The organism is Micromonospora sp. DT44, assembly GCF_049841635.1.
GTDB lineage: Bacteria > Actinomycetota > Actinomycetes > Mycobacteriales > Micromonosporaceae > Micromonospora.
Genome location: NZ_JBNCKS010000064.1, coordinates 1 through 26471 on the forward strand (window position 1 = coordinate 1; position 26471 = coordinate 26471).

A 26471-nucleotide genomic window follows, 5' to 3' on the forward strand; every position below is an offset into this window, starting at 1 on the left:
TCCCGCTGACCGGTTTCGAGCACCAGTGGTGCGGCAGCACGTGTCACATCCAGAGTCTACTACTACGGCTAGCTATTCACGAGACGGAACACTAGCGTCCCCGTGCCGCCCGCGATCGGTGGCTGCTGAGCGGTACGACACGCCAAGGATCGCACTGCTGAACAGCCACCGATCGCCGCGGCCACTCCGCGTGCGGCCGGTGGTGCCTTCCTAGACTGGGTCGATGAGTATCGGCACCGACGGTCGGAGAATGGCCGAGCTGGCCGCCCTGCTGGCCGACGGCACCCGCGCGGGGATCTGCGTGGCGCTGCTCGACGGCCGCGCCTGGACGGCCGGAGAGCTGGCACGGCGGGCCGGCGTCGCCCCGTCGACAGCCAGCGACCACCTGACCCGCCTGGTCCGGGGTGGGCTGCTCGTCGAGGAACGGCAGGGCCGGCACCGCTACCTGCGTCTGGCCGGGCCGTCGGTGGCCCGGCTGATCGAGGACCTCGCCGGGCACGCGCCGGCCCCGCCCGCGCCGACCACGTCACTGCGCGCGGCGAATGCCACCGCAGCCCTGGCGTACGCCCGGACCTGCTATGACCACCTCGCCGGCCGGCTGGGCGTGCTGCTGTACGACGCGCTGGTGGCCGACGGTCGGCTCGACCGGTCCAGCGGGTTGGCGCTGACGCCCGGCGGGTGGGCCTGGGCGGCCGGGCTGGGCGTACCGGTGGACGTGCTGCGCGTCGCCCGCCGGCCGGTGGTCCGCGACTGCCTGGACTGGACCGAACGCCGTCCGCACCTCGCCGGCGCGCTCGGCGTGGCACTTCGCCACCGCTTCACCGACCTGGGCTGGATCACTCAGGTCACCGGCCGGGCGGTACGCCTCACCCCGGTTGGCCGCCCGGCCCTGGCCGAGAGCCTGGGCGTGCCCGTGAGCACCCTCATCCCCGGCACGCCCTCGGCGCCGTCGAGCGGCCGAGCCTGAGCCCTCGGCCGCCGCGCCGCGGTGCGGGACTGTTCGGCGGGGAGCGAACCGTTGGGCTTCTACGGTCGAGCGGTGATCGACACCTGGTCCGACATCGCGCCCAGTACGGGAACGCCGGCGTGCGGCCCGCCCACCTTCGAGCCGGGCAGCGGGTGGTGCGTCACCCGGCACGCCGACGTCCGGGCGGCACTGACCGATCCTGCGTTCCAGGTGCCAGCCGTCGACAGCGGTCCGCCCGGCACGCTCGCCTGGCTGCGCGCCTCGGTGAGCAGGTTCAGCCCGCCAAAGCGGCACGCCGGGCGCCGCGCGATCGGGGTGCGGGCGTTGGCCGAGCTGGACCCGGACGAGCTGCGCCAGGAGGCGGCCCGGTTGACCGTCGCTCTCGTCGACCGGGCCGGTGGCCACCTTGAGGTGATGCGGGACCTGGCCCGGCCGGTGCCACTGCGGGTGCTGGCCCATCGCCTCGGTCTCGCCGACCCGGCAGCCGCCGCGACGGCGGTCGCCGTCGTCGCCGCGGCGTACCACCCGGGGGTGGACCCGGCACTGACCGCGCGGGCCGACCGGGCGGTCGCGGTTCTCCTGGCGCGCTGCCCGCCGGCCCCGCTGGAGGTTCGCGCCAACCTGATCGGTCTGCTGGTCCAGTCGTGCGACGCGACTGCCGGCCTGATCGGCGTCGCCGTCCACCACCTGCTGCGTCCGGCGGTCCCCACCACGGCGGGGACCGCCGACCTGCTGGTCGAGGTGCTGCGCCTCGATCCGCCGGTCCGGGCCACCCGACGGGTCACCGTCGACGCGGTACGACTGGGCGGACGGGACCTGCCGGCCGGCAGCCCGGTGCTGCTGCGCTTCGACGCGGCCAACCGTGACCCGCTGGCGTTCCCCGATCCGGAGGCGTTCCGACCCGACCGGCCGGGTGGCGGTCTGCTCACCTTCGGCGCGGGGGAGCGCGGCTGCCCCGGTGACCGGCATGCCCTCGCGCTGGCCAGCGGGGTTTTCGACGGGCTGCGGGAACGCTGCCGGCGTACCCCGACGCCGTTGTGCCACGAGCCGCACCCGACCCTGCGCATTCCGACCACTGTGGAGGTGAGCGTCCGATGATCGAGCGTCGTGCCGCGTTCCATGCCCTGCACCACACCGGCCGTCCCCTGCTGTTGCCCAACGCCTGGGACCACGCCTCGGCGGCGGCGCTCGCCGCGCGTGGCCATCCGGCGGTCGGCACCACCAGCCTCGGGGTCGCCGCGACCGCGGGCCTTCCCGACGGCGCGGCGGCCACCGCCGAGGAGACCCTGGCCCTGGCCCGTCGGCTGGCCCGGTTGCCGGTGCTGCTCAGCGTCGACGTCGAGGCCGGGTTCAGCGACGACCCGGTGGAGGTCGCCGGGTACGTGGCGGAGTTGGCCGCCCTCGGTGTGGTCGGGATCAACCTGGAGGACGGGCGCTCCGACGGCACCCTTTCCGATCCCGAGTGCGTCGCGCAGAAGATCGCGGCGGTGAAGGCGGCGGTGCCGGACCTGTTCGTGAACGCGCGCACCGACACGTGGTGGCTGAACGTGCCCGACCCGCTGCCGCAGGCCCTCCGTCGAGCCCACGCCTACCGGACGGCCGGCGCGGACGGCATCTTCGTGCCAGGCGTCGTCGACGGGGCGACGCTGCGCCTGCTCACCGAGCGGCTCGACGCGCCGGTGAACGCGCTGTACCAGCCGGGCGGGCCCGGGTTGACCGAGTTTGGTCACGCCGGGGTGGGCCGGGTCAGCACCGGCTCCCTGCTGTTCCGGGCCGCGCTGGGTGCCGCGATCGCCGCCGCCGACGCGGTCCGCGCTGGAGGGGGCACCGCACCGGCGGACCTGCCGTCGTACGCCGAGGTGCAGGACCTGGTGCCGGCGGACGGCGACTGACGGTCCCGCCGGCCTCCGGTGGTCGTCTCGTCCGTTCGGGGGTAAATCAGAGGTTTGTTCGATCCGCGCGAGGTCTCGGTGATTACGGTGTTTTCAGGGCGATTCACTCAGCGCCGTGGCCGGAGAAGGGACCCCGTCATGCGAGTGCCCAGCCGTAGTCCGGGGCAGCAGCCCTCGCCCACCGCTCCACCTCGCCGTCGACCCTCCGGCATGGCCGCGCGTCGCACGCCCAGCGCCGCCCCCGACCTCGCCGCCTACCGGGCGGCCGTGGCCGACCTGCTCGTCGAGGTGGGGGCCCTGGCCGACGCCACCAGCACCCGGGCACGTCAGGTGCTCGTCGACGAGCGGCTGCGCGAACCGGCCCTGGCGGCCGTGCTCGACGCGACCCCGCAGGGCCTGCTCGGCGCGCGCGAGACGCTGCTGCTGGAGATGGCCCGCTACCAGCCGAACGAGCGCACCTCGGCACGTGACCTCACCGCGCTGGTCCGGATCTACCTGCTCTCCCGCATCGACGTGCTGTGGTGGCAGGACGCCCCCGTGTTCCATACCGACGACCAGGTCAACGGCAGCGCGGAACTGGTCGACCTGGAGTGGCTGCGCCGCCGGGACCTGCTGCGCTTTCGCTACCAGGAGCAACCCGCGACCGTGCTGGGCCGGGCGGCGCGCGGACTACGCCGGCGGCTGCGCCCCGACGTGACCCCGCGCACCGCCGGTCTGCTGTTCCGTCGCGCCCGCCGGGAGGTGGTGGCGCTGCTCAACGAACTGGGCCGGGAGTTCGCCGCCGCCGCGCCCGCGGGCACCCCGCCGCTGTGGGTGACGAGCCTGGTCCGTAGCACCGAGCACCAGTACCGGCTGCGCCGCCTGGGTTACGCGGCGATGCTGCCCAGCGGCCACTGCCTCGGCTACTCGGTCGACGTCGAGCTGGCCTGGTTCACGCGCTTCGGCGCGCGCGACGCCCTCGCCGAGCTGCTGCTGGCCCGCCAGGAGGCCGGCGACCTGAACGTGATCGACGAGGGGCAGGCCTGGCACCTGTGCCTCGCGCCCACCGCCCGGCATCGTCTGCGCCGGGCGTACGAGGCCGAGATGGGGGTCTGAGACCGTGTGCGGCATAGCGCTCAGCCTCGGCCCCGAGGCCGACCCGGCGACGTTCCGACGGATGCTCGCCGTCCTCGCCCCGCGCGGCGAGGTCACCGAGACCCGCTGTGAGACGGGACTGCTCGCCGGCACCCGCCGGCTTCGGGTCGTCGACCGCGAGCGGGCCGTGCAGCCCTGGACGTCGACCGACGAGCGGTGGCTGCTCTGTTTCAACGGCGAGATCTTCAACCACGGTGAGCTGCGCGCCCAGCTCACCCGCCTCGGGCAGGTGTTCCGCACCGACAGCGACACCGAGGTGCTGTTGGCGGCGTTCCAGCAGTGGGGCGAGTCGGCGGTGGCCCGCCTGCGCGGCGAGTACGCCTTCGCGGTCGTCGAACGCGCCACCGGCCGGGCGTACGTGGCCCGTGACCCGCTCGGCGTGAAACCGCTGTACTGGTCCCGGCGGCCGGGGTGCCTGCACCTCGCCTCCGAGGTCAAGGCGCTCGTCGGGCACCACGCCCCGGTCAGTGAGGTGCCTCCCGGGCACCACGGTTGGGCGGAGGCGGACGGGACCGTGCGGCTGCGCCCGTACGTCGACCTGCTCACCATCGGCGAGGGCCTGCCGGTCATCGACGACCCGGACGAGGCCACCCTGCTCGTCCGGGCCGCCCTGACCGACGCCATCCGGATGCGGGTGGAGACCGACCTGACCGTCGGCGTCGTCCTCTCCGGTGGGCTGGACAGCTCGTTGACGCTGCGGCAGGTACGCGACATCCACCCGGACTGCGTGGCGGTGACGGTCGGCGTGCCGGACAGCCCCGACGTCGCGTACGCCCGTCGGCTCGCCGCCGACCTCGACGTGCCGCACGTCGTGGTCGAGCTGCGCCCGCGTGACATCCGGCTGGCCGACGTCCGGGAGGCCATCCGGATCTCCGAGCTGACCGAGTACGGCGACATCATCAACGCCGTCGTGTCGGTGCCGATCTTTCGGCGGCTGCGTGACCTGGGCGTCAAGGTGGTACTCACCGGCGACGGCTCCGACGAGCTGTTCGGCGGGTACCCGATGTACCGCCAGGTCGACCCGATCGCGTCCCGCCGGCTGTTCCTGCACCGGATCCGCAATCTCTGCCGTACCGAGTTGCAGCGCGTCGACCGGGCCGCCATGGCTCACGGGGTGGAGGCGCGGGTGCCGTTCCTCGACCTGAGCGTGGTGGAGCTGGCGATGCGACTGCCCCTGAACCTCAAGGTGCGCGACGGCCAGGAGAAGTGGATCGTGCGGCGGGCGTTCGCCGACGTGCTGCCCGACTACGTCGTGCGGCGGCCGAAGCACCCCATGTCGTACTCGTCCGGGCTGCACGAGCGGGTGCGGCTCTACAAGCCGCTCTTCGCCCGGATGCACCGGTCGTTCGGCTACGACCTGCTGGAGCCGGTCCGCCGCGACTTCGACACCGTGCTCAGCGGGTGCGGCAACGACCTGGACCGGGCCATCGCCGACGGGATGAACCGGCCCGACTACACGGTCCTGGAGCACGCCCGTGACCTGGTCGGTGCGGCGAAGTGGAACGCCGCGCCGATGGTCCGCCGGCTGGTCGGACCCCGTCCGCCCCGCCGCTCACCGGTGGGCTGACCCCGCCCGACGCTTGACTCTGACACCGTGTCAGGGACCAGCGTGAGGGGATCATGTTCACCATCGGAGACTTCGCTCGACTGGGCCGCGTGTCGGTGCGGATGCTGCGTCACTACGACAGCATCGGCCTGCTTCACCCGGCCAGCGTCGATCCGCACACCGGCTACCGCTTCTACCGGGCCGAGCAGTTGCGTCGGCTCAACCGGGTGATCGCCCTCAAGGACCTGGGGCTCACCCTGGAGCAGGTGCGGGCGATCCTGGACGAGACCGTCGACACCGCCGAGCTGCGCGGCATGTTGCGGCTGCGTCGCAGCGAGCTGGCCACCCGGCTGGCCGCCGACACGGCCCGGCTCGCGGCGGTCGAGGCGAGGCTCCGGATGATCGAATCGGAGGGTCGGATGACCAACCAGGACGTCGTACTCAAGCAGATCGCGCCGGTGCGCGTGGCGGAGCTGACCGCCGTCGCGCCCAGCTACGAAAGTCAGCACATCGGTCCGGTGATCCAGCCGCTCTACCCGGAGCTGTTCCGCCGGCTCGACGCCGCCGGGATCACCCCGTCCGGGCCGGCCATCGCCTGGTACGAGCCGGCCGAGGGCGAGGGCGAGGCGGTGGTGGTGCACGCCGGGGTGAGCGTCGGCGGTGAGGTCACGGCGGTTCCCGACGTGACGGTGCGGGACCTGCCGGCGGTCGGGACGGCCGCGACGATTGTGCATCACGGCTCGATGGACGACGCCGACCGGAGCGTCCAGGCGCTCGCCCGGTGGATCGAGGACAACGGGTACCGCCCGGACGGGTTCGCCCGCGAGGTGTACCTGGATTATCGCCAGGACTCCCCAGAGCAGGGCGTGACCGAGCTTCAGCTCGCCGTCGACCGCGCCTGACAGCGCTCGCCCTCGCGTCGGACCTGGTGCCCGGGCCGTCCGAGCACCAGGTCCGATCACCGCCAGCACCCGTACCGGCACCGGGGCAGGCTGGACGCATGACGACCACCGCCACCTTCCTCATCCACGCTGTGCCGCCCGCGGCGCTGGAGCTCGTCCGTCGTACCGGCCGAGATGCCGCCGGCCATCGCGTCGAAGGGCGCCTAGCCGGCGGCGGGGAGCCGCTGCGGTGTTGCCTGCGCGACGCGGAGGCGGGGGAGGCGGTGCTGCTCTTCGGGTACGCCCCGCCGATCGCCGCTGTCGCGTACCGGGAGATCGGGCCGGTCTTCGCGCACGCCGCCGCCTGCCCCGGCCCGGACCACGGCGGCGGCCACCCGCCGGGCTGGCGGGGACGGGCCCAGGTCCTGCGGGCGTACGACCGGCAGGGACGGATCTGCGGTGGCCGGCTGCACGACGGCACGGACCCGGAGGCGGTGATCGCGGAGCTGTTCGCCGACCCGCAGGTACACCGACTGCACAGCCGCAACGTGATCTACGGCTGCTTCATGTTCGTGGTGGAGCGGGCCGCCGGGTGACGGCCCTCAGCCGACCAGGAGCAGCGCGCCGACCGCAGCGAGGGTGCCGACGACGGCGAGCAGGGCGCTGGTCAGCACGAACCGTCGCACCGGCACCGTCACCCCGGCCGCCCGGCACCGCTCGAACCACAGCAGGGTGGCCAGCGACGCCCAGGGTGCGGCCAGTGGGCCGACGTTCGTGCCGATCAGCAGGGCCAGCAGGCGGGGGTGGTCGACGATCGGCAGCACCGACTCGCCGGCCAGGTACGCCGGCAGGTTGTTGACCGCGTTCGCCAGCAGCGCACCCGTGCCGCCGGCACGCAACGCGCCGACTGCGCCGCCGTCGGCGCCGACCAGGCCGGCGACCAGGTCGTCGAGCCCGTGCCGGCCGAGGGTCTGCACCACCAGGAACAGGCCGACGACGAAGAGCAGCAGTCGTACGGGCACCAGGTGAATGCGCAGCGTCGCGGGGGAGCGGATCACGAAGCCGACCAGCACCAGCGCGAGGGCGACGGTGGAGGCGAGCCCGATCTCCACCCCGGCGAGGATGCCGGCGACGAAGAGCAGGCAGCCGGCGAGGGCGGTGCGGTGCAGCACCGGGTCGGCCGGCACGTGCGGGGCCGGCGGGACGAAGCGTCCGCCGTCCGGTCGTTCCCGCCGCCACCAGGCGTACCAGAGCAGCACCATGGTGGCCGTCACGGCGGCGAGCTGCGGCAGCGCCATGCGCTCGGCGTACGCCAGTGGGGTGAGGCCGACCCGGTCGGCGGCCAGCAGGTTCGTCAGGTTCGACACCGGCAGCAGCAGGCTGGCGGTGTTCGCCAGCCAGACCGTGGTGACCGCGAGCGGTCCGGCGGGGACGCGCAGGCTGCGGGCCAGAGCGAGCAGCACCGGGGTGAGCAGCACGGCGGTGGTGTCGAGGTTGAGCACGAGGGTGGTCACCGTGGCCAGGCCGCCGCAGAGCAGGAACAGCGCCGCCCAGCGGCCCCGGGAGGCGATGGCCAGCCGACTGGCGAGCACGTCGAAGACGCCCGCGACGGCGGTCAGCTCGGCCAGCACGATCACGGTGCCGAGGAAGAGCAGCAGCGGCAGGATGCGGTGCAGGGTGCCCGTGGTCTCGGCGCGGGGTAGCAGCCCGGTCAGCGCGCAGACCGCGCCGGCCACCGCGAGGACGACGGCCACCACGTCGAGCGGGTGGGGACGCCAGCGCGCGGTCGGCTCGGGCGGAGCCGGCGGCGCGCCGGCGGCAGACTTCACAGGTGACCACGTTGACACAGCGCCCGGTCAGGCGCTCGTCAACCCCCGGCCCGGGTGACCAGGCCCACCTGACGTGGCCGGGCCCGGCCTCTCAAGGAGAGGCCGGGCCCGGGTCGCGCGCCAGTTCTACCAGCTCAGGTAACCGGGCTGGGTCTGCACGTTCAACTCCTTGAACCGGGTCAGGTTCGCCGACCAGGTCCGCCAGTCGTTCAGCTCCAGGACGTCCAGACCCTTCTGGATGTCGTTGGAGTAGATGTTGCCGTTGTAGTAGTACGTCGACCAGGCGCCGCCCGTGACGGCCTGGGTGGCGGACAGCGGGCCGCGCTCCCAGTAGGCGATCTCCTTGGGGTGGCGCGAGTCGGTGAAGTCCCAGACCGAGATGCCGCCCTGGTACCACGCCTGCACCATGATGTCCCGCCCGAGCACCGGGATCAGCGAGCCGTTGTGCGCCACGCAGTTCTCGGTGTCGCCGTTGATCCGGGGGATCTTGTAGTAGCTGCGGAACTCCAGCTTCCGCGCGTTACCGCGGCCGGTGATGTCGTAGACGGCGTCCGCGCCCCGGTCGGGGCCGACGGTCTCGTTGCAGGTGGCCGCGCCGCCGCCGCCCAGCTCGTCGGTGAAGACGACCTTGGTGCCGGCGTTGTTGAAGGTGGCCGAGTGCCAGAACGCGAAGTTGACCGTGTCCCGGACCTGGGTGATCAGCCGGGGCGCTTCGCGGTTCTTGATGTCGAGCAGGATGCCGTCACCCATGCAGGCGCCGGCGGCCAGGTCCTTCGCCGGGTACGCGGTGATGTCGTGGCAGCCGGTGGTCGCCGAGCCGGTCTCGCTGCCCGGGAAACCGCCGTCCGGGAAGAGGTTCGGCGTCGAGATGACGGCCGCCTCGGTCGGCTTCTTCACCGGCACCTTGACGATGGAGATGGAGTCGTGCGGCGGCTGGCAGTCGGGGAACTCGGCCCGCGGGCTGTACGACGAGACGTACAGGTAGACGTTCTTGCGGTCCTTGCCCGGCACCAGGGTGTGGGTGTGCGACCCGCAGGCGGTCTCGACGGACTTGATGTAGCGCGGGTTGGCCTTGTCGCTGATGTCGAAGACCTTGATGCCCTCCCAGGACTCCTTCACCGACGCCGGCTGCGCGACGCTCGCACACGAGTCGTCGCTGCGCGACGAGTCGGTGGAGACGAACAGCAGGTTGCCGTAGACGGAGATGTCGTTTTGCGAGCCCGGGCAGTTGACCTGCGCGGTGATCGTGGGCGCGCTGGGCCGGGAGATGTCGTAGATGACGAACCCGTTGTAGTTGCCGGCGAAGGCGTACTTGCCCTGGAACGCCATGTCGCTGTTGAGCGCGGCCGTCGTGTCGAACGGCGCCTGCTTGGGGAGGTTGGCGATCTGCCGCAGGTTGGGGCTGCTGCGGATCTCGTCGACGCCCGGGATGTCGCTGGCGGCGGCCGGTGCGACCGGTGCGGCCTCCTGCGCGCTGCTCGGTGTCGCCAGGGCGACGCTGGTCAGCAGCAGGCCCGTCGCGGCCAGGCTGACGATGCGGAGTTGTCGGAGCCGTGCGGTGGCCAACTTGATCATTGGCGGCGCCCTTCGAAAGGGGAGATGACGTTGTCGGTACCTTACCGAGCCTCGGAGATCATCGATGTGACCCGGGTCACATCTACGTCGGCTCGTCAATGGATAGGATCGCTGCGACCTCGACCTGAGGGGAGTGCGGCATGACTGTCCGACGTGGTCGGTTACTCGCCGTCGTCATAGCGGCGACCATCGTCGCGGCGCTGGTGGCGCTGGCCATCCGCGCCGCCGGTGAACCCGGCCCGCCGGCCGCCGCGCCCGCCTCGGCGACGCCCACGCCGACGACCGGCCCGACCGGTCCACCACCGCCGCCGGTCCTCGTGCCCGGCCGCCCCGGGGAGCCGGCCGTCGCCCGGTCCGCGCACGAGCTGCGCGACGACAGCCCACCCCGCTTCAACGGCCTGGACACCGTCTACGTCCAGATGATGATCCCGCACCACGAGCAGGCGCTGGAGATGAGCACACTGGCGACGGACCACGCGGCCGATCCGCGGATCCGCGCGTACGCCGACCGGATCCGCGCCGGCCAGGGCCCCGAGATCAAGGTCCTGCGCGGCTGGCTCTCCACCCGCGGGCTGCCCGAGACGGCGCCCGGCCACGACCACGCCGGCATGCGCGGGATGCAGTCCCCCGAGGCGATGCGGCGACTAGCCGCCGCCCGGGGCGTCGAGTTCGACAGGCTCTTCATCACGATGATGACCGATCACCATCAGGGCGCCGTGACCATGGCGACCGACCTGTTGTCGGTCGGGGTCGACGCGACCCTCAACGAGCTGGCCACCTCACTCGCCACCGAGCAGGCCATCGAGATCAACCGCCTGCGCGAGCTGACGCCGCCCTGACCGTCGACGGCCCGTACGCTGGGTGACCGTGAGACGCACGCTGTTCGGCCGCCCCCTGCGCGGCGTCGCCTTCGACGTGGCCGTCACCGGCGTGGTGGCGTTCGTCGGTCTCGCCTCGGCGGTGTCGCAGACCGGCGGCTGGGCCGCCACCGGCGTCGGCGTGGGCATGGCGGCGGCGCTGCTGTTCCGCCGCACCCACCCGAGCGCGGTGACCGTCGTCGTGGCGGCGCTCGCCCTGGTCCAGGTGATCGCCGGCTGGGGTCCGCTCGCCTTCGACGTCGCCGTCCTGATCGCGCTCTACAGCGTCGTGAAGTACGGCCGGCGGCTGCGCGACGGCGTGCTGGCCGGCGCGGTCGCGGCCGTGGGCGTGCTGCTCGCCGCCGCGCAGACCCCCGGCGTCATCATCTGGTGGGTGACCGCGCTGTGGTACGCGCTGGTCACCGGCGCGGTCTGGCTCGTCGCGCTCAACGTGCGGACCCGCCGCCTCTACGTGCTGAGCCTCGAGGAGCGCGCCGCCACCCTGGAACGCGAGCGGGAGGCCGAGTCGCGGGCGGCGGTCGCCGAGGAGCGCACCCGCATCGCCCGCGAGTTGCACGACGTGGTGGCGCACAGCATGGCGGTGATGATCGTCCAGGCGGACGGTGCCCGCTTCATGCTCGACCGCGACCCCGAACAGGCGCGCGCCGCCGTGAAGGTGGTCGCCGACACCGGCCGCTCCGCGCTGGAGGAGATGCGGCGGCTCGTCGGGGTCCTGCGCGCCGCGGGCCCCGCCGGGGCGGACGTCGTGGCCGCCGACCCGGAGCACCGTCGGTTGGCCCTGGCCGAGCTGCCCGACCTGCTGGCCCGCTTCCGCGACGCCGGACTTCGTGTCCGGGACGCCGTCAGCGGCGAGCCACCGGCCCTGCCGCCGGGCCTGGAGCTGACCGTCTACCGCGTGGTGCAGGAGGCGCTGACCAACGCGCTCAAGCACGCCGGTGTCGGCGCCACCGTCGACCTGCGGATGACGTACTCCGCCGACGCCGTCGAGGTCCGGGTCGTCGACGACGGTCGGGGCCGCCCGGTCGTCAGTCCGGCGCCGCCGGGCGGTCACGGTCTGCTCGGCATGCGCGAGCGCGTGGCGGTGTACGACGGCAGCCTCACCGCGGGCCCCCGACCCACCGGGGGCTGGCAGGTGCGGGTACGGCTCCCGCTACCGTCAGAGCCCTCAGCGGAGGTGATCGCGGCATGACGGTCCGGGTGGTGATCGTGGACGACCAGGCGCTGGTGCGCGCCGGATTCAGGATGGTGCTGGACTCGCAGCCCGACCTGGCGGTGGTCGGGGAGGCCATCGACGGCGCCGACGCCCTGCGCGTGCTGGCCCGCACCGAGGCGGACGTCGTGGTGATGGACATCCGGATGCCGACCATGGACGGGGTCGAGGCCACCCGCCGGATCTGCGCCGACCGGCCGTCGGGTCCGCCCCGGGTGCTGGTGCTGACCACCTTCGACACCGAGGCCGACGCGTTCGCCGCGCTGCGGGCCGGCGCGAGCGGTTTCCTGCTCAAGAATGTTCCGCCGGAGGAACTGCTGGACGCCATCCGCGTGGTCGCGGGGGGCGACTCGGTGGTCGCCCCGTCGATCACGCGGCGGCTGCTGGACCGCTTCGCCGGCCAGCTCGGCGTCACCCCGACCGTCGACCCCCGGCTGGCCCAGCTCACCGAGCGGGAGCGGGAGGTCCTGTTGCTGGTCGCGCAGGGGCTGTCCAACGCCGAGATCGCCGCCAAGGCACACGTGGCCGAGGCGACGGTGAAGACCCACGTCGGCCGGATCCTGGCGAAGCTGCAGCTGCGCGACCGGGTGCAGGCGGTCGTGCTGGCGTACGAGAGCGGCCTGGTCACACCCGGGCGCTGACCCGACGTACGACCGCGGTCGTACGGCCGGCGCGTCCGTGCACCACCTGTGGCGTACGCGGGTCGAGAGCGCAGGTGGAGATCGATCCGTCCGGACCGGCCATAGCGTCGGAGGGGTCCGATCCGCGCCGGCACCGGGAGCCCGCACATGATCCGCCTGACCCTGCGTACGCTGCGCGCCGATGCGCTGCGCATGCTGCTGTCCGCGCTCGCCGTCGTGCTCGGTGTCGCCTTCGTCGCCGGCACGCTCATCGTCGTGGACGGGATGCGCGCGGGCGCTTACCAGCGGGCCGGCGCCTTCGACCGGCACACCGACCTGGGCGTCTACCCCGACGGCGATGGGCCGCTCCCGGCGAGGCTGGTCGACGACGTCCGTGCGGTCGACGGTGTGGCCGCTGCGGCCGGTGAACTGCTCGGCAACGGCGGGCTCCTCGGCGCGGACGGGCGACCGGTGCTCGGCTACGCCGTGCTCGCCGCCATCCCCACCGAGACGGCCCTGCGCTCGTACGACGTGGTCGCCGGTCGCCTCCCGGACCGCGCGGGCGAGGTGGTGCTCGACGCGCCGACCGTGGCGAAGGAGGGCTTCACCCTCGGCGCTTCAGTTCTCGTCGGCGGGACCGGCGGGGCGGCCCGTCCGTACACCCTGGTCGGCACGGTCGACGTGGCGGGCAGCGTCCGCGACGTCGGCGGCCCGTTCATCGGCCTGGTCGGCGCGGACGCGCTCGCGGTCACCGGCGGGCGTGGCTACGACCGGATCATGGTGGCGGCCCGGCCGGGCCCCGCGCAGGCGGCGCTGGCCGACCGGCTGCGCGCGGCCGTCGGGAGCGCCGACGCCGACGTGAAGGGCCGCCAGCAGATCCTTGACGAGGCCGTCGAGGACGCCGTCCGCAATCTGAACCAGTTCCTGCTGCTGCTGCTCATCTTCGTCGGGGTCGCGGTGGTGGTGGCCGGCTTCGTGATCGCCAACACCTTCGCGATCGTGCTGGCGCAGCGCACCCGCCGCACCGCGCTGTTGCGCCTGGTGGGCGCGACCCGGGGGCAGGTGTTCCGGGCGGCGCTGCTGGAGTCGGCGCTGCTCGGCCTCGTCGCCTCCGCCCTCGGCGTCGTGCTCGGGGTGGCTCTCGCCGGCGGACTCCGGCTGCTGATGTCCCGACTGGACGTGCCGCTCTCCGGCGGGTTGACCGTCGCCGGCTCGACCGTGCTGACGAGCCTGCTGCTCGGTACCGGGCTCACCGTCGCCGCGGCCCTGCTGCCGGCCTGGCGGGGCACCCGGGTCGCCCCGGTGGCCGCGCTGACCGACGCCGCCGTGCAGCCCGCCCGGGGAGCGGGCCGGGCGCGGCTGGCCCTCGGCGCGGTGGTGCTGGGCGCGGGAGTCGCGGCGCTGGCCGGCGCGGCCGACGCCGGTCAGGTGCTCCTCGTGGCCGTGGGCGGTGTGCTGGCCTTCTTCGGCATCGTGCTGTTCGGCCCGGTGCTCGTCCCGGCGCTGGTCCGGCTGATCGGCTGGCCGGCCCGCCGGGTGTTCGGGATGACCGTCGGCCTGGCGGTGGCGAACGCGGTCCGTAACCCGCGTCGGATCGCCGCGACGGCGACCGCCCTGGTCATCGGGATCGGGTTGGTGTCGGCGTTCGTGGTGGGCGCGCGCAGCACCAAGGACGGCATCGAACGCAGCGTCGACGCCGAGATCGGGACGGACTTCGTGGTCAGCGGCATCGGCCAGAATCTGCCCGCCGCGCTCGCCGGTGAGCTGGCCGCGCGCCCCGAACTGGGCGTGGTGCACGAGCAGCGCAGCGTCGTGACCGGCGACATCGAGGTCCGGGCCGCCCACCCGGCGCTGGTCGGCCGGACGTTGTCCGCCGTGGTGGCCGGCGACCTCGACCGACTCGGGCCGGGGCAGGTGCTGGTGCACCAGGAACTGGCGCGGGCGCACGGCTGGCAGGTCGGTTCCACCGTCGCCATCGAGGGGCGGGCGTTCCGGGTGGCCGCGGTGGTGGCCGACGACGCGCCGGCCATGGTCGGAAGCGCCGCGCCCGAGGGACACATCATCGAGCTCGACGACCGGGACTTCGCGGTGCTCTTTCCCCGCGAACGGGGTTTCCTGGCCGAGATCGACCCGGCCGACGGCGTGAGCGCCGAACGGGCCCGCGCCGCGATCGAGGCCGTGCTCGCCCGCTATCCGACGGCGAACCTCATGGACCAGGGCGCGTACAAGAAGATGCTCACCGGCACGGTGGACATGCTGCTGGCCTCCGTCACCGCGCTGCTCGGCCTGGCCGTCGTGATCGCCCTCGTCGGCGTGGCCAACACGCTGAGCCTGTCGGTGGTCGAGCGCACCCGGGAGAACGGCGTCCTGCGGGCGGTCGGGCTGTCCCGCGGCCGGATGCGGGCCATGCTCGCGGTCGAGGCGATCCTCATGACGCTCGTCGGCGCGATCCTCGGCATCGGGCTGGGCACCGGCGTCAGCGCCGCCGGGATGGCGCTGCTGGCCCGCCTCGGCGGGGACTTCCACGTGGTGCTGCCACTCGGCCAGCTCGGGTCGATCCTCGGCGTGGCGGTGCTGGCCGCTCTGCTCGCCTCGGTGCTTCCGGCCCGCCGGGCACTGTCGCGGCCCGTCGTCGAGGCGCTCGCCGACCAGTGACCGTCGGATCGTCCACGGGTGGCCGAAGCGACATCCGCCGGCCGGCCCCGCCGTCATCCCGGCGGCGGGACCGGCCAGCGGTGCCGGGTCCGGGGCACGCCCTACAGGCGCTCGACCACCTCACCGGAGCACCGGTTGCGGGTGTCGAAGACGTAGCGGGCGTGCCGCACCACCAGGTCGTAGTCGAAGCAGTCGTGATCGGTGACCACCACGACCGCGTCCGCGGCCCGCACCTCCCGCTCGGTGAGCCCGACGACCGCGACCCCGGCGGGAATCTGGTGGGCCTCCGCGTACGGCTCGACCGCGTGCACCTCGGCGCCGAGCGCCTGCAGACGGCGGGCCACGTCGACCGCGGGGGAGTCCCGCATGTCACCGGTGTTCCGCTTGTACGCGAGCCCGAGCAGCAGCAGTCGCGCGCCGCTGACCGCCCGGCCGGTGCGGTTGAGCCCTGCCATGATCCGCTGGGTGACGTGCTCGGGCATCTCGTGGTTGATGTCGTTGGCCAGCTCGATGAACCGGAACTGCCGGCCGAGGCGTCGCTTGACCTGCCAGGACAGGTAGCACGGATCGATCGGCAGGCAGTGCCCGCCGACGCCGGGGCCGGGCCGGAACGGCAGGAACCCGAAAGGCTTGGTCGCGGCGGCGTCGATCGCCTGCCAGACGTCGATGTCGAGGTGGTGCGAGAGCATCGTGAGCTCGTTGATCAGCGCGATGTTGACCTGGCGGAACGTGTTCTCGATCAACTTGGTCAACTCGGCCACCCGGGTGGAGTCGACGGCGACGGTGCGCTCCACGAGCCGCTGGTAGAACCCCTGCACCCGGTCCAGCGACGCCGCGTCGATCCCGGAGACCACCTTCGGGGTGTTCTCCAGTCGCCACGTCGGGTTGCCCGGGTCGATCCGCTCCGGGCTGTAGCCGAGGTGGAAGTCGCCGGGGCTGGTCAGCCCGCTGGCCGACTCCAACAGCGGCCGAAGCAGCTCCTCGGTGGTGCCGGGGTAGGTGGTCGACTCCAGGATGACCGTGCAGCCCGGCCGCACGTACGGGCCGACGCGGATACCGGCCTGCTCGACGAAGCTCAGGTCCGGGGTGCCGTCGCGCAGCGGGGTGGGCACGGTGATGACGCAGACGTCGAAACCCTCGGCGTCCGTGTAGTCGGTGCTGGGGCGGTACCGGCCGCTGCCCAGCGCCCGGCCCAGCCGGTCGGTGGGGATGTCCTCGACGAACGACTCACCCGAGACGAGCCGCTTCACCCGGTCGGCGTCGACGTCCAGGCCGACGACGTCCAGGCCCGCCTCGACGGCACGCATGGCCAGCGGCAGTCCGACGTACCCCTGACCGATCACGACCAGCTTCTCAGCGCTCACCAGGGCTCCCGCAGACGGTGGAAATGACCTGCGGAGAGCCTAGAGCGGTTTTCGGCGTCGTAAGTCCGTTTTGGGGATATCGGTGCTGGTGGGACGGCTGATCAGCCGCCTACGTCCCCGGAGCCGGTCGACGGATCGGTGGAGGCGCTCGGCTCGGTCGCCGGCGAGTTGCTCGGCGACGACGGGGTCTTCGGCGGGTCGCTCGGCGGCGGCGCGGTGGTCGCGCTCGGCGTCGGCGATGGCGAGCTGGCCGACTGGCTGGGCTGCACGCTCGGCGTGGCGCTGACCGACGCGGACGTCGTGGTGTCCGGGACGGTCGGCCGGTTCGGCCGGCCCGGGTCGTTGGTCATCTGCTCGTTCGCCGCCGGCAACTCCACCTGCTCGGTTGGCCCCTGCGTCGGCGCGACCGTCGGCAGCTTGACGGCCGGATCGTGGCCGGTGTTGCGCGCCGCGCCCAGGGCCGCGCCGAGGCCGACCAGGGCGACCAGCATGGCCACTGCGGCACCGACCAGCGGCCCGCGGCGTCGCGGGCGTCCCGCGTCGGACGTGCCCGCCACCGCCGCGCCGACCGGCACGTCGGTGCGGGTGCCCGGACCGGCCTCGCGCAGCGGCACCGACGAGGCCAGCGCCGTCGGTGGTTCGCCGCCGGTCACCGCGGTGCGGGCCGCCTCCGCCATCGCCGAGCCGCTCGTGAAGCGGTCCAGCGGGTCCTTCGCGAGGGCCCGCGACACCAGGGCGCGGACCGCCTCCGGGATGTCGTGCGGCAGCTCCGGGGGCTCGTCGTCGAGGTGCCGGACGGCGACCTGGAGGGGGTTGTCACCGGTGAACGGCGGGCCTCCGGTGAGACAGCAGTACGCGACCGCGCCGAGGGCGTAGATGTCCGTGGCGCCGCTGACCGGCCGGCCGGCGGCCTGCTCGGGCGCCATGTAGAGGGCCGTTCCGGGCACCGCGTTGGTGCTGGTGATGCTGGTCACGTTGGTGGAGCGGGCGACACCGAAGTCGACCAGGACGACCGTGCCGTCCTCCTGCACCAGAAGGTTGCTGGGCTTGACGTCGCGGTGCACGATGCCGCCGCGGTGCGCCGCGCCCAGCGCGTGCCCCGCCTGGGCGACGATCGACATCGTCTCGGCCACGTCGAGGCGACCGGCGGCCTCGATCCGCTTGGACAGCGGTTCGCCCTCGACGAACTCCATGACCAGGTAGTCGGCTCGACCGCCGTCGGGCAGGTCGTCCTCCCCGCAGTCGTACACCTGCACGATGCCGGGGTGCCGCAACGCCGCCATGATCCGCGCCTCGGCACGGAAGCGGGCGATGAAGTCCGGGTCGGAGACCAGCGCCGGCAGCAGGACCTTGACCGCGACCTGTCGGCCGAGGACGAGGTCAGAGGCACGCCAGACGTCGCCCATGCCGCCCGTGGCGACACGTTCGTCCAGGCGGTACCGACCGCTGAGCACGACCTCCGATGACAACACAGCATTACCGTACCCAGAGTGGCGACCAACGGCTCGCTGCGGTGGACCCGGCGCGGGGCCGCACCCGTCGGTCCGCCGGGGGCGGCCTCCGGCGGTCGGGCCGGTGTGTGACGCGCCGATGACGCCAGGTCACAAAAGCCGACACATTTCGGCGTACGCGAGCCCGGGCGCCGCCGAGGACGCTCACCTGACCCGGGGAGCGCCCGATGGGCGTCGTCCGTTACGGCGGCACGCCGGACAGAGGGCTTGATAATTGTCACTCTTCTGTAATGCGATCCCAACTTGTCGCAGGAAACGTCCCCTCCTACCGTTAGCCCGGCTCGGAGCGCAGACGGGCAGCCCGTTCCGGGCCATCGACGGGTGTGGACACCCCGGCCGGTGCCCGGACGCGGGCCCGAATCAAAATCGGCGGGGGCGGTGCGGGTGCGGGTGCGGGAGCGGGTGAGGGCGGCGGTTCTCCGTGCGCGCACGACGCCGACCCGTGTCGTGCCGGTCCGCTCCGGGCGGCCCGTGGGCCGCCGATGACCGGCGAATTGTCCGACGCGGTCAGCGCCGCGCAGTCCGGGGACGAGGACGCCTTCCGCTACCTCTATCGCAGCCTCCAGCCGGGGCTGCTGCGGTACCTGACCGCCCTGGTCGGCGCGGACGCCGAAGACGTCGCGTCGGAGACCTGGTTACAGATCTCCCGCGACCTGCCCACCTTCACCGGCGGCGAGTTCCGCGCCTGGACGGTCACCATCGCCCGCAACCGCGCGATGGACCACCTGCGGCGGCTGCGGCGACGACCGTCGCTGCCGGTACCGGTGCAGGCGCTCACCGAACTGGCCGGCGACGGCGACACCGCCGAGCGGGCCGACGAGACGATCAGCACCGAGGCGGCGCTGGCGCTGATCGCCACGCTGCCACCCCGCGAGGCCGAGGCGGTGCTGCTGCGGGCCGTGATCGGGCTCGACGCGGAGTCCGCCGGCCGGGTGCTCGGCCGCCGGGCTGGCGCCGTCCGGACCGCCGCCCACCGCGGTCTGCGGCGACTCGCCACCCTGCTGGACAGGCAGACCGAACCGACGCCGTCGGTCGACGGCGACGCCACCACCCCGCTGCTCGCGCCCGACACGTCGAGCGCACCGGTCGACGGTGGCCCGCCGGTGGTCGGCGCCAAGGTGGTTCCGCCCCCTCGTCGCCGGATCGGGCGTTCCCGGCAGACCTCACCTGCCGAGCAGGCGGAGGGCTGACGTGAAGGGATTCCGGATGAACCCGTACCGGCCGGACCGGCGTGCCGGCCGTGCCGAGACCGAACGGCTCCTCGACGGCGCCTCCGCGCCTCCGCGGGACATCGCCGACCCGGGTGCGGCGAACGTCCGGCAGTCCGGGGCTTCGCCGGACTCCGGGACCGAGCCGCTGGCCCGGCTGCTCGCCGCTGCCGCTGGCCCGGCCCGGCCGACGGAGATGGCGGGCGAGGAGGCCGCGCTGTCCGCGTTCCGAGCCGTCCGCGCCGCCCCGACGCCCGCCGTGGCCCGGCCGCCACGCCGTCTGCGGCTCACGACCGGCGCGGTGGCGTGGATCGGCGCGCTGGCGGCGACGGCCACCGCTGGCGTCGCATTCGCCGCTGCTGGGTTGGAGAAGGCACCCGAACCGCTGCCGCCGCCGGCACCGAGTAGCGCGCCACCCACTGCCAGCGCGCACGTGACGACCGGGTCCGTCGCGCCGAGCGGTTCGACGCCGTCCGGCCGTCCCTCGGTGTCCGGCTCGCCGTCGATCGGAGCGCCGCCGAACGGTCAGGTGCACGGTTTGTGCCGGGCCTGGCGGGCCAAGAAGCCCGAGCAGCGGGAGAAGGCGCTGCGAACGCCGGCCTTCGAGCGGTTGGTGACGGCCGCCGGCGGGATCGGCGCGGTCGAGGAGTACTGCCAGCGGCTGGTGCCCGAGAAGAAGTCCCCACCGCCCCCGTCGCCGTCCCCGTCCGCTCCACCGTCGCCGTCGCCGTCGCCGCCGGGGGAGCCGTCCGCCCGGGCGACGCCACCCGGTCAGGTCAAGGCCAAGCCCTCGCACCCGGCCGGCCCGGCCGGCGACTGAGCGTACGGGCGCGCGGTTCGTTCTGCCCTGCACCGGGAAACGCGTCTGTTAGACAGGGATTGGTGGTCCGTCGACGCTGGCAGGGGAGTGTCGGTGGCCGGGTCTACGGTGGCACCCGTGCTGCGGAGCTGACGCACACGGCGCACGCGGTCGTCGCACGACGAGGGAGGCTGCACCGATGGTGACGTCGCCGGAGCTGGACCAGAGCGAGATTCTGCGCGAATCCGCCGCCGCGAGCCGACACCTCGCGCGTATCTGCTTCAAGACCGGCCCTCCCACGTACACCGGCGTCGAACTGGAATGGACCGTGCACGACGCCGCCGACCCCACCCGAGGAGCCGACCCGGCGCGGCTGCGGACGGCGCTGGGGCGGCACAGCCCCGTCACGCTGGATCCGGCGAGCCCCGCCGAGCCGTTGCGACACGGCGGCACGGTGACCCTCGAACCGGGCGGCCAGCTGGAGATCTCCACCCCGCCGCGCACCTCGGCCGGCGCGTTGATCGAGGCCACCGAGGCCGACATCGCCCAGGTCACCGGCCTGCTGGCCGCCGCCGGGCTGACTCTGGGGCGCAGCGGCATCGACCCGCACCGCCGGCCCCGCCCGGTGTTGGACACTCCCCGCTACCGCGCCATGCGCCGCGTGTTCGACCGGCGCGGCCCGGCCGGCCGGACGATGATGTACAGCACCGCCGGCCTGCAGGTGTGCCTCGACATCGGCGAACCGGACCAGGTCGCCCCGCGCTGGGCGGCGGCGCACGCCGTCGGCCCACCGTTGCTCGCGGCGTTCGCCTCGGCGGGTCGGCACGCCGGGCGGCACACCGGTTGGGCATCCGCGCGGATGGCCGCCTGGCTGGCGATCGATCCGGCGCGTACCCGCCCGGTGTGGGTACCCGAGCGCGCGGACGACGACCCGCCGGCCGCCTGGGCGCGCTACGTGCTCGCCGCGCCGCTGCTGTGCCTGCGCCGGCCCGGCCAGGACTGGGCCCCACCACCGGGTGTCACCTTCGCCGACTGGCTGGACGGCGCGCTGCCCCGCCCGCCCACCACCGACGACCTCGACTACCACGTCAGCACCCTCTTCCCGCCGGTGCGCCCGCGCGGTTACCTGGAGCTGCGGTATCTGGACGCCCAACCCGACCTGGACTGGCGGCTACCGCTGGCGGTGCTCAGCGCGCTGTTCGCCGACGCGGGCACCGTCCGCGCGGCGTACACGATCGGCGCGCCGGTGGCGCACCGCTGGTCGGCCGCCGCCCGGCACGGCCTCGCCGACCCGGCGCTGGCCGCGGCGGCGGCCGCGCTGTTCGACCTGGCCCTGGCCGCCCTACCGCGCCTGGGCCTGCCGGCCGGCACCGACGACGACATCCACGACGGCATACGGCGGCGGCTCGCCGCCATCGCAAGGGTCGACCGGTGAGCGCGCGAGAGCGAGCCCCGCAGTCGCGAACGAAAGGTGCGACGGTGAGCGCGAAGAGTGAGCCGGGTCTGCGAGCCCCGCAGTCGCGAACGAAAGGTTCGACGGTGAGCGCGAGTACGACGGGGCATGCCGACGGTGAGCTGTTGCGGGGGCGGATCGCACAGGAGTTGGCGCGCGCCCGCTCCCGCACGGCCCTGCTGACCGAGGCGGTCGACGACGACGACCTGATGCGTCAGCACTCTCCGCTGATGTCGCCGTTGGTCTGGGATCTGGCGCACGTCGGCAACCAGGAGGAGCTGTGGCTGGTGCGCGACGTGGGCGGCCGTGAGCCGGTCCGCTGCGACATCGACGACCTGTACGACGCGTTCAAGCAGCCCCGCCGGGACCGCCCGCGGCTGCCCCTGTTGCCACCGGCGGAGGCGCGCGCCTACGTGGGCACGGTCCGCGACAAGGTGTACGACCTGCTCGACGCGGTGAGCTTCACCGACCGGCCGTTGGTCGCCGACGGGTTCGCCTTCGGCATGATCGTGCAGCACGAGCAGCAGCACGACGAGACGATGCTCGCGACCCACCAGCTGCGCGCGGGCGCGGCGGTCCTGCACGCCCCGCCGCCGCCCGAGCCGGCCGTCCGGGCCGGCGGGGAGGTGCTGGTGCCGGCCGGAGAGTTCACGATGGGCACCGACACCGATCCCTGGGCCCTGGACAACGAACGGCCCGCGCACCAGGTCCACCTGCCCGCGTACGTCATCGACGCCACACCGGTCACCAACGGCGCGTACGAGGCGTTCATCGCCGACGGCGGCTACTCCGACCGGCGGTGGTGGAGCGCGGCGGGCTGGGAACACCGGGTGCGCGAGCGACTGGTCGCGCCGCTGCACTGGCGTCGTGACGGTGACGGTTGGGCGTACCGGCGTTTCGGCCGCTGGGACCCCGTACGCCCCGACGAGCCGGTGGTGCACGTGTGTTTCCACGAGGCGCAGGCGTACGCGACGTGGGCCGGTAAGCGTCTGCCGACCGAGGCGGAGTGGGAGAAGGCGGCGCGGTGGGACCCGGCGACCGGGCGGTCCCGCCGCTACCCGTGGGGCGACGACGACCCGACTGAGGCGCACGCCAACCTCGACCAACGTCACCTGCGGCCGGCGCCGGTGGGCGCGTACCCGGCCGGCGTCTCGCCGCTGGGTGTGCACCAGCTCATCGGGGACGTGTGGGAGTGGACGTCGACCACGTTCACCGGTCATCCCGGCTTCGCCGCGTTCCCGTACCGCGAGTACTCCGAGGTGTTCTTCGGCGACGACCACCGGGTGCTGCGCGGTGGCTCGTTCGGCACGGACCGGTCGGCGTGCCGGGGGACGTTCCGCAACTGGGACTATCCGATCCGACGGCAGATCTTCAGTGGCTTCCGCTGCGCCCGCGACGCCGGTCCGGACGAGTCGCCGCAGTGAGGCGCCCGACGCCAGGCGGGGTGCGCTGATGTGTCGTCACCTGGTCTACCTCGGCCCGCCGGTCACGGTGGCCGCGTTGCTGTTCGAGCCGGCGTACGCGCTGGTCCGTCAGTCCTGGGCGCCGCGTGACATGCGCGGCGGCGGCACCATCAACGCCGATGGGTTCGGCGTCGGCTGGTATCCGGACGATGGTCCTCCGGTGCGGTACCGGCGTGCCCAGCCGATCTGGAGCGACCCGACGATCGCCGAGCTGGCGGCGGTGACACGTGCCGGCGCGGTGCTCGCCGCGGTCCGGTCGGCCACCGTGGGGATGGCGGTGGTCGACGGCGCGGCGGCGCCGTTCGCGGAGGGCCGGTGGTTGTTCAGCCATAACGGTGTGATCCGGGGCTGGCCCGATTCGATGGTGCCGCTCGCCGCCGGCCTGCCGGTGCGGGACCTGCTGACCCTGGACGCGGCCACCGACTCGGCGTTGTTGTGGGCGCTGGTACGGCATCGGCTGCGCGCGGGCGACGACCCGGCGGAGGCGGTCGGCCGGACGGTGGTCGAGGTCGCCGCCGCCGCTCCGGGGTCGCGGCTGAATCTGCTGCTCACCGACGGACGGCGGGCGGTGGCTACGGCGGTCGGGCACGCGCTGTCGGTGCGCGCGGGCGCGGGCTCGGTGGTGTTGGCGTCCGAGCCGCACGACGACGACGCCGGGTGGCGGCCGGTGCCGCAGCAGCGCCTGGTCACCGCCACTGCGGACGAGGTGCGGGTGTGCGGGCTGCCGGCCGGATGAGCGTTGCCGGCCGGGCTACGCGAGGTGTCTGACGACCACGAAAGAGGCGGGGGCCATGAGTGCGGAACCGTTGGAGATCTACCTTGAGCCGCAGGACCTGGAGCGTGGCCTGCGGGCGGACGTCCGGGCGGGGCTGACGGCCGAGGCGAAGTGGCTGCCGCCGAAGTGGTTCTACGACTCGCGGGGCAGCGAGCTGTTCGAGGAGATCACCCGGCTGCCCGAGTACTACCCGACCCGGGCCGAGCGGACGGTGCTCGACGCGCACGCGGCCGATGTGGCGGCGCTGACCGGTGCGAAGACCCTGATCGAGCTGGGCTCCGGCTCGTCTGAGAAGACCCGGCTGCTGCTGGACGCGTTCACCCGCCGGGGAGGGCTGGGCACGTTCGTCCCGCTCGACGTCTCGGTCAGCGCCCTGCTCGGGTCGACGGCGCAGATCGCCGCCGACTATCCGGGGCTGCGGGTCCGGGGGATCGTGGGCGACTTCACCCGTCAGCTCGACCGGCTGCCGACCGGCGGGCGACGGCTGGTGGTGTTCCTGGGCGGCACGATCGGCAACCTGCTTCCGGCCGAGCGGGCCGATTTCCTGACCGCGATGCGCGCCGCGCTGGAGGTCGGCGACTGGTTGCTGCTCGGCACCGACCTGGTGAAGGATCCGTCGGTGATCGTGCCCGCCTATGACGACGCGGCCGGGGTCACGGCCGAGTTCAACCGCAACGTGCTGTATGTGATCAACCGGGAGTTGGGGGCCGACTTCGACCCGGAGGCGTTCGCGCATGTCGCCCGGTGGGACCCGGAGCGGGAGTGGATCGAGATGCGTCTGCGGGCGACGCGATCGATGCGGGTCCGCGTGCTGGACCTCTCGGTGGTGTTCGACGAGGGGGAGGAGCTGCGGACGGAGGTGTCGGCGAAGTTCCGCCCGGAGGGGGTGGCCGCCGAACTGGGCGCGGCGGGCTTCGCGGCGTCGCATTTCTGGACGGACCCGCACGGGCTGTTCGGGGTGACGCTGGCGCGTGCGCGGTGAGTCCCTTCACCCGCGCCGTCCGGCTCGCTCGCTGATCGGTTAGGCTGGTCGCGCGAAGGGGAGTAGCCCCCAATGTCGTGGTCGACATACTGGTGCGTTCCGCATCCGGCCACGCGGCCCCGGTTCTCCGGGGCGGGCGAGACCTTCGACTCAGGCTGTTGCAGCCGGGTCGAGGGCGCCCCGTACCTCCTCCCGGCCTGAACGGGAAGGATGTCATGGAGGGATTCCTCGCCGCGCTGGTCATCAGCTTCGGCGTCATCTTCGTCGCCGAGCTGGGAGACAAGTCCCAGTTGATGGCGCTGACGTTCGCCACGCGGTTCAAACCGCTTCCGGTGCTGATCGGCATCACCGTCGCCACGGCGGTGGTGCACCTGGCGTCGGTCGCCATCGGTTCGGGTCTCGGCGCCGTGCTGCCCACCGAATGGATCTCGCTGGTGGCCGGTGTGGCCTTCCTCGGTTTCGGCGCGTGGACGCTGCGCGGTGACAAGCTCACCGAGGAGGAGAAGCGTAAGGCCGAGAAGACCAGCAAGACCGCGATCGTGGCGGTGTCGGTGGCGTTCTTCCTGGCCGAGCTGGGCGACAAGACGATGCTCGCGACGATCACCCTGGCCACCAAGTACGGCTGGTTCGGCACCTGGCTCGGCTCCACGGTGGGCATGGTGGCCGCGGACGCGCTGGCCATCCTGGTCGGCCGGATGCTCGGCCGCCGGCTGCCGGAGAAGACCATCAGGTACGGCGCCGCGGTGCTGTTCGCCATCAGTGGCCTCTGGCTGATCCTGGAGGCCGTGAACGAGCTGACCTGAGCGCCGACTAGCCGCCCCGGTGGCGGGTAACGCCTGCGGGTGGAGCCGTCGGAGCTGCTGCGCCACGGCGACGAGGTGCTGGTCGCCGTGGTGGAGGTGGCCGGCGCCCTGGTGATCGTCGTGGGCGCGCTGTGGGCGGCGGTGCGGTTCGTGGCCGAAGGGCTGCGGCACCGCACCGCCGCCGTCTTCACCCCGATCCGCCTGTCGCTGGGCCGATTCCTGACGCTCGGTCTGGAGTTCCAACTCGCGGCCGACGTGTTGCGGACCGCGGTGTCCCCGTCGTTCACGCAGATCGGCCAGTTGGCGGCGATCGCCACGATCCGGACGGCGCTGAACTACTTCCTGGGCCGGGAGATCCGGCAGGAGCAACGGCAGGTCACCGACGGGCGGCCGGGGACGTGATCGGCGGGCTGGTCGAGGCGGTGACCGCGCTGGCCCTGGTCGCCGGGGTCGTCACGGCGGTGTGCACCGGCGACGTGCGGGTCGCCGTACGCGTGCTGTTGGACCTTCTGACGGCGGCCGGCCTGCTGCGGCTCGCCGGGGATCCGGCGTGGGGTGGCCTGGCCTCCACCGCCGCGATCGTCGCGCTGCGGCAACTGCTCGCGGCGGCGTTGAGTCTGCCGCCGCCGTGGTCGCGGCGACAATCCCCGCCGCGCTGCGGGGGCGACGGTCACCGCCTACCGTGGGCGGTACCAGAGAAACCGGGAAAAGCGGGAGGATAACCACATGAGCCGGCACGACGAACCGAACGAGTACGGGTACGCCGGCGGCGCCACCGCTCCCGAACCGCAGCCCGGCGGCAAGCCCGACGAGCAGGACCTCGCGGAGGAGGTGGCGGTGCCCGCCGACGACCTCACCGCCCCCACGACCGACGCCCTCGCGGACGAGACCGAGGAGCGGGCGCCGCACGACCGCCACCGCTGAGC

The 26471-nt window shown here is 73.4% G+C and carries 25 protein-coding genes; 21 read left to right on the forward strand and 4 right to left on the reverse strand.

The window, feature by feature from the left end; genetic code table 11:
- The first annotated feature begins 223 nt into the window (after nt 1-223).
- The 7 genes from ACLQ25_RS27835 (at nt 224) to ACLQ25_RS27865 (ending at nt 7016) form a co-directional block, all read left to right on the forward strand.
- The gene (locus tag ACLQ25_RS27835) at nt 224-967 is read left to right on the forward strand and encodes an ArsR/SmtB family transcription factor (protein WP_425733730.1); all 744 of its coding nucleotides are present in this window, start codon (nt 224-226) and stop codon (nt 965-967) included.
- Nucleotides 968-1039: 72 nt separating this feature from the next.
- Entirely contained in the window at nt 1040-2065 is a 1026-nt protein-coding gene (locus tag ACLQ25_RS27840) for a cytochrome P450 (protein ID WP_425733731.1), read from the forward strand.
- Nucleotides 2062-2859 (forward strand): isocitrate lyase/PEP mutase family protein, encoded by a 798-nt coding sequence (locus ACLQ25_RS27845; protein ID WP_425733732.1) that lies wholly within the window; start codon nt 2062-2064, stop codon nt 2857-2859. Before ACLQ25_RS27840 ends, ACLQ25_RS27845 begins: the two co-directional genes overlap by 4 nt.
- 138 nt (nt 2860-2997) lie before the next feature.
- A complete protein-coding gene (locus ACLQ25_RS27850; RefSeq protein ID WP_425733733.1) occupies nt 2998-3954 on the forward strand; it encodes a DUF5715 family protein in 957 nt (318 codons plus the stop codon).
- Nucleotides 3955-3958: 4 nt separating this feature from the next.
- Complete coding sequence (locus ACLQ25_RS27855; RefSeq protein WP_425733734.1) at nt 3959-5560, forward strand: asparagine synthetase B family protein; 1602 nt, start codon at nt 3959-3961, stop codon at nt 5558-5560.
- 53 nt (nt 5561-5613) lie between these two features.
- Complete coding sequence (locus ACLQ25_RS27860) at nt 5614-6441, forward strand: MerR family transcriptional regulator (protein WP_425733735.1); 828 nt, start codon at nt 5614-5616, stop codon at nt 6439-6441.
- Between the two features lie 98 nt (nt 6442-6539).
- Nucleotides 6540-7016, forward strand: a complete 477-nt coding sequence (locus ACLQ25_RS27865; RefSeq protein WP_425733736.1) for a DUF1203 domain-containing protein — start codon at nt 6540-6542, stop codon at nt 7014-7016.
- A gap of 6 nt (nt 7017-7022) precedes the next feature.
- Here the strand turns inward: ACLQ25_RS27865 and ACLQ25_RS27870 are convergent, their stop codons facing one another.
- Together ACLQ25_RS27870 and ACLQ25_RS27875 are read right to left on the reverse strand one after the other, a co-directional pair.
- Nucleotides 7023-8249: an SLC13 family permease gene (locus ACLQ25_RS27870; protein WP_425733737.1), complete on the reverse strand. Its 1227-nt coding sequence runs from the start codon at nt 8247-8249 to the stop codon at nt 7023-7025.
- A 126-nt stretch (nt 8250-8375) separates the two neighbouring features.
- A complete protein-coding gene (locus tag ACLQ25_RS27875) occupies nt 8376-9824 on the reverse strand; it encodes an LVIVD repeat-containing protein (RefSeq protein WP_425733738.1) in 1449 nt (482 codons plus the stop codon).
- Between the two features lie 140 nt (nt 9825-9964).
- Between ACLQ25_RS27875 and ACLQ25_RS27880 the strand changes: the two genes are divergently transcribed.
- The 4 genes from ACLQ25_RS27880 (at nt 9965) to ACLQ25_RS27895 (ending at nt 15187) form a co-directional block, all read left to right on the forward strand.
- Nucleotides 9965-10663, forward strand: a complete 699-nt coding sequence (locus ACLQ25_RS27880; RefSeq protein ID WP_425733739.1) for a DUF305 domain-containing protein — start codon at nt 9965-9967, stop codon at nt 10661-10663.
- Nucleotides 10664-10685: 22 nt separating this feature from the next.
- Nucleotides 10686-11891, forward strand: coding sequence for a sensor histidine kinase (locus ACLQ25_RS27885; RefSeq protein ID WP_425733740.1), 1206 nt, complete (start codon nt 10686-10688; stop codon nt 11889-11891).
- On the forward strand, nt 11888-12553 hold the full coding sequence (locus tag ACLQ25_RS27890; protein ID WP_425733741.1) for a response regulator: 666 nt from the start codon (nt 11888-11890) through the stop codon (nt 12551-12553). The genes ACLQ25_RS27885 and ACLQ25_RS27890 overlap by 4 nt, the downstream gene beginning before the upstream one ends.
- Nucleotides 12554-12700: 147 nt before the next feature.
- Nucleotides 12701-15187: an ABC transporter permease gene (locus ACLQ25_RS27895; RefSeq protein ID WP_425733742.1), complete on the forward strand. Its 2487-nt coding sequence runs from the start codon at nt 12701-12703 to the stop codon at nt 15185-15187.
- Between the two features lie 101 nt (nt 15188-15288).
- Here ACLQ25_RS27895 and ACLQ25_RS27900 read toward each other — a convergent pair whose 3' ends face one another.
- Entirely contained in the window at nt 15289-16551 is a 1263-nt protein-coding gene (locus ACLQ25_RS27900) for a nucleotide sugar dehydrogenase (RefSeq protein WP_396798009.1), read from the reverse strand.
- Between the two features lie 101 nt (nt 16552-16652).
- The gene (locus tag ACLQ25_RS27905) at nt 16653-18023 is read right to left on the reverse strand and encodes a serine/threonine-protein kinase (protein ID WP_425733743.1); all 1371 of its coding nucleotides are present in this window, start codon (nt 18021-18023) and stop codon (nt 16653-16655) included.
- 521 nt (nt 18024-18544) lie between these two features.
- Between ACLQ25_RS27905 and ACLQ25_RS27910 the strand changes: the two genes are divergently transcribed.
- The 10 genes from ACLQ25_RS27910 (at nt 18545) to ACLQ25_RS27955 (ending at nt 26469) form a co-directional block, all read left to right on the forward strand.
- The gene (locus ACLQ25_RS27910) at nt 18545-19252 is read left to right on the forward strand and encodes an RNA polymerase sigma factor (RefSeq protein ID WP_425733744.1); all 708 of its coding nucleotides are present in this window, start codon (nt 18545-18547) and stop codon (nt 19250-19252) included.
- Between the two features lie 16 nt (nt 19253-19268).
- A complete protein-coding gene (locus tag ACLQ25_RS27915; RefSeq protein ID WP_425733745.1) occupies nt 19269-20090 on the forward strand; it encodes a hypothetical protein in 822 nt (273 codons plus the stop codon).
- A gap of 178 nt (nt 20091-20268) precedes the next feature.
- Nucleotides 20269-21504, forward strand: a complete 1236-nt coding sequence (gene egtA / locus ACLQ25_RS27920; RefSeq protein WP_425733746.1) for an ergothioneine biosynthesis glutamate--cysteine ligase EgtA — start codon at nt 20269-20271, stop codon at nt 21502-21504.
- A 104-nt stretch (nt 21505-21608) separates the two neighbouring features.
- Nucleotides 21609-22946 (forward strand): ergothioneine biosynthesis protein EgtB, encoded by a 1338-nt coding sequence (egtB, locus tag ACLQ25_RS27925; RefSeq protein WP_425733747.1) that lies wholly within the window; start codon nt 21609-21611, stop codon nt 22944-22946.
- A 28-nt stretch (nt 22947-22974) separates the two neighbouring features.
- Nucleotides 22975-23721 (forward strand): ergothioneine biosynthesis protein EgtC, encoded by a 747-nt coding sequence (egtC, locus tag ACLQ25_RS27930; protein ID WP_425733748.1) that lies wholly within the window; start codon nt 22975-22977, stop codon nt 23719-23721.
- Between the two features lie 55 nt (nt 23722-23776).
- On the forward strand, nt 23777-24742 hold the full coding sequence (egtD, locus tag ACLQ25_RS27935) for an L-histidine N(alpha)-methyltransferase (RefSeq protein WP_425733749.1): 966 nt from the start codon (nt 23777-23779) through the stop codon (nt 24740-24742).
- 215 nt (nt 24743-24957) lie between these two features.
- Entirely contained in the window at nt 24958-25545 is a 588-nt protein-coding gene (locus tag ACLQ25_RS27940) for a TMEM165/GDT1 family protein (protein WP_396798019.1), read from the forward strand.
- Nucleotides 25546-25584: 39 nt separating this feature from the next.
- Complete coding sequence (locus tag ACLQ25_RS27945) at nt 25585-25947, forward strand: DUF1622 domain-containing protein (RefSeq protein ID WP_425733750.1); 363 nt, start codon at nt 25585-25587, stop codon at nt 25945-25947.
- A complete protein-coding gene (locus ACLQ25_RS27950; protein WP_425733751.1) occupies nt 25944-26267 on the forward strand; it encodes a hypothetical protein in 324 nt (107 codons plus the stop codon). The genes ACLQ25_RS27945 and ACLQ25_RS27950 overlap by 4 nt, the downstream gene beginning before the upstream one ends.
- Before the next feature lie 4 nt (nt 26268-26271).
- Complete coding sequence (locus ACLQ25_RS27955; protein WP_355052466.1) at nt 26272-26469, forward strand: hypothetical protein; 198 nt, start codon at nt 26272-26274, stop codon at nt 26467-26469.
- The last annotated feature ends 2 nt before the right edge of the window (nt 26470-26471 follow it).

Bases quoted from the DNA above. Each gene is read 5' to 3' on its own strand.
- egtC (WP_425733748.1), top strand. From the start codon at position 22,975: ATGTGTCGTCACCTGGTCTACCTCGGCCCGCCGGTCACGGTGGCCGCG.
- ACLQ25_RS27955 (WP_355052466.1), top strand. From the start codon at position 26,272: ATGAGCCGGCACGACGAACCGAACGAGTACGGGTACGCCGGCGGCGCC.
- ACLQ25_RS27850 (WP_425733733.1), top strand. From the start codon at position 2,998: ATGCGAGTGCCCAGCCGTAGTCCGGGGCAGCAGCCCTCGCCCACCGCT.
- egtA (WP_425733746.1), top strand. From the start codon at position 20,269: ATGGTGACGTCGCCGGAGCTGGACCAGAGCGAGATTCTGCGCGAATCC.
- ACLQ25_RS27890 (WP_425733741.1), top strand. From the start codon at position 11,888: ATGACGGTCCGGGTGGTGATCGTGGACGACCAGGCGCTGGTGCGCGCC.
- ACLQ25_RS27860 (WP_425733735.1), top strand. From the start codon at position 5,614: ATGTTCACCATCGGAGACTTCGCTCGACTGGGCCGCGTGTCGGTGCGG.
- ACLQ25_RS27915 (WP_425733745.1), top strand. From the start codon at position 19,269: ATGAACCCGTACCGGCCGGACCGGCGTGCCGGCCGTGCCGAGACCGAA.
- ACLQ25_RS27880 (WP_425733739.1), top strand. From the start codon at position 9,965: ATGACTGTCCGACGTGGTCGGTTACTCGCCGTCGTCATAGCGGCGACC.
- ACLQ25_RS27940 (WP_396798019.1), top strand. From the start codon at position 24,958: ATGGAGGGATTCCTCGCCGCGCTGGTCATCAGCTTCGGCGTCATCTTC.
- egtD (WP_425733749.1), top strand. From the start codon at position 23,777: ATGAGTGCGGAACCGTTGGAGATCTACCTTGAGCCGCAGGACCTGGAG.
- ACLQ25_RS27845 (WP_425733732.1), top strand. From the start codon at position 2,062: ATGATCGAGCGTCGTGCCGCGTTCCATGCCCTGCACCACACCGGCCGT.
- ACLQ25_RS27835 (WP_425733730.1), top strand. From the start codon at position 224: ATGAGTATCGGCACCGACGGTCGGAGAATGGCCGAGCTGGCCGCCCTG.
- ACLQ25_RS27910 (WP_425733744.1), top strand. From the start codon at position 18,545: ATGACCGGCGAATTGTCCGACGCGGTCAGCGCCGCGCAGTCCGGGGAC.
- ACLQ25_RS27865 (WP_425733736.1), top strand. From the start codon at position 6,540: ATGACGACCACCGCCACCTTCCTCATCCACGCTGTGCCGCCCGCGGCG.
- ACLQ25_RS27875 (WP_425733738.1), bottom strand. From the start codon at position 9,824: ATGATCAAGTTGGCCACCGCACGGCTCCGACAACTCCGCATCGTCAGC.
- ACLQ25_RS27895 (WP_425733742.1), top strand. From the start codon at position 12,701: ATGATCCGCCTGACCCTGCGTACGCTGCGCGCCGATGCGCTGCGCATG.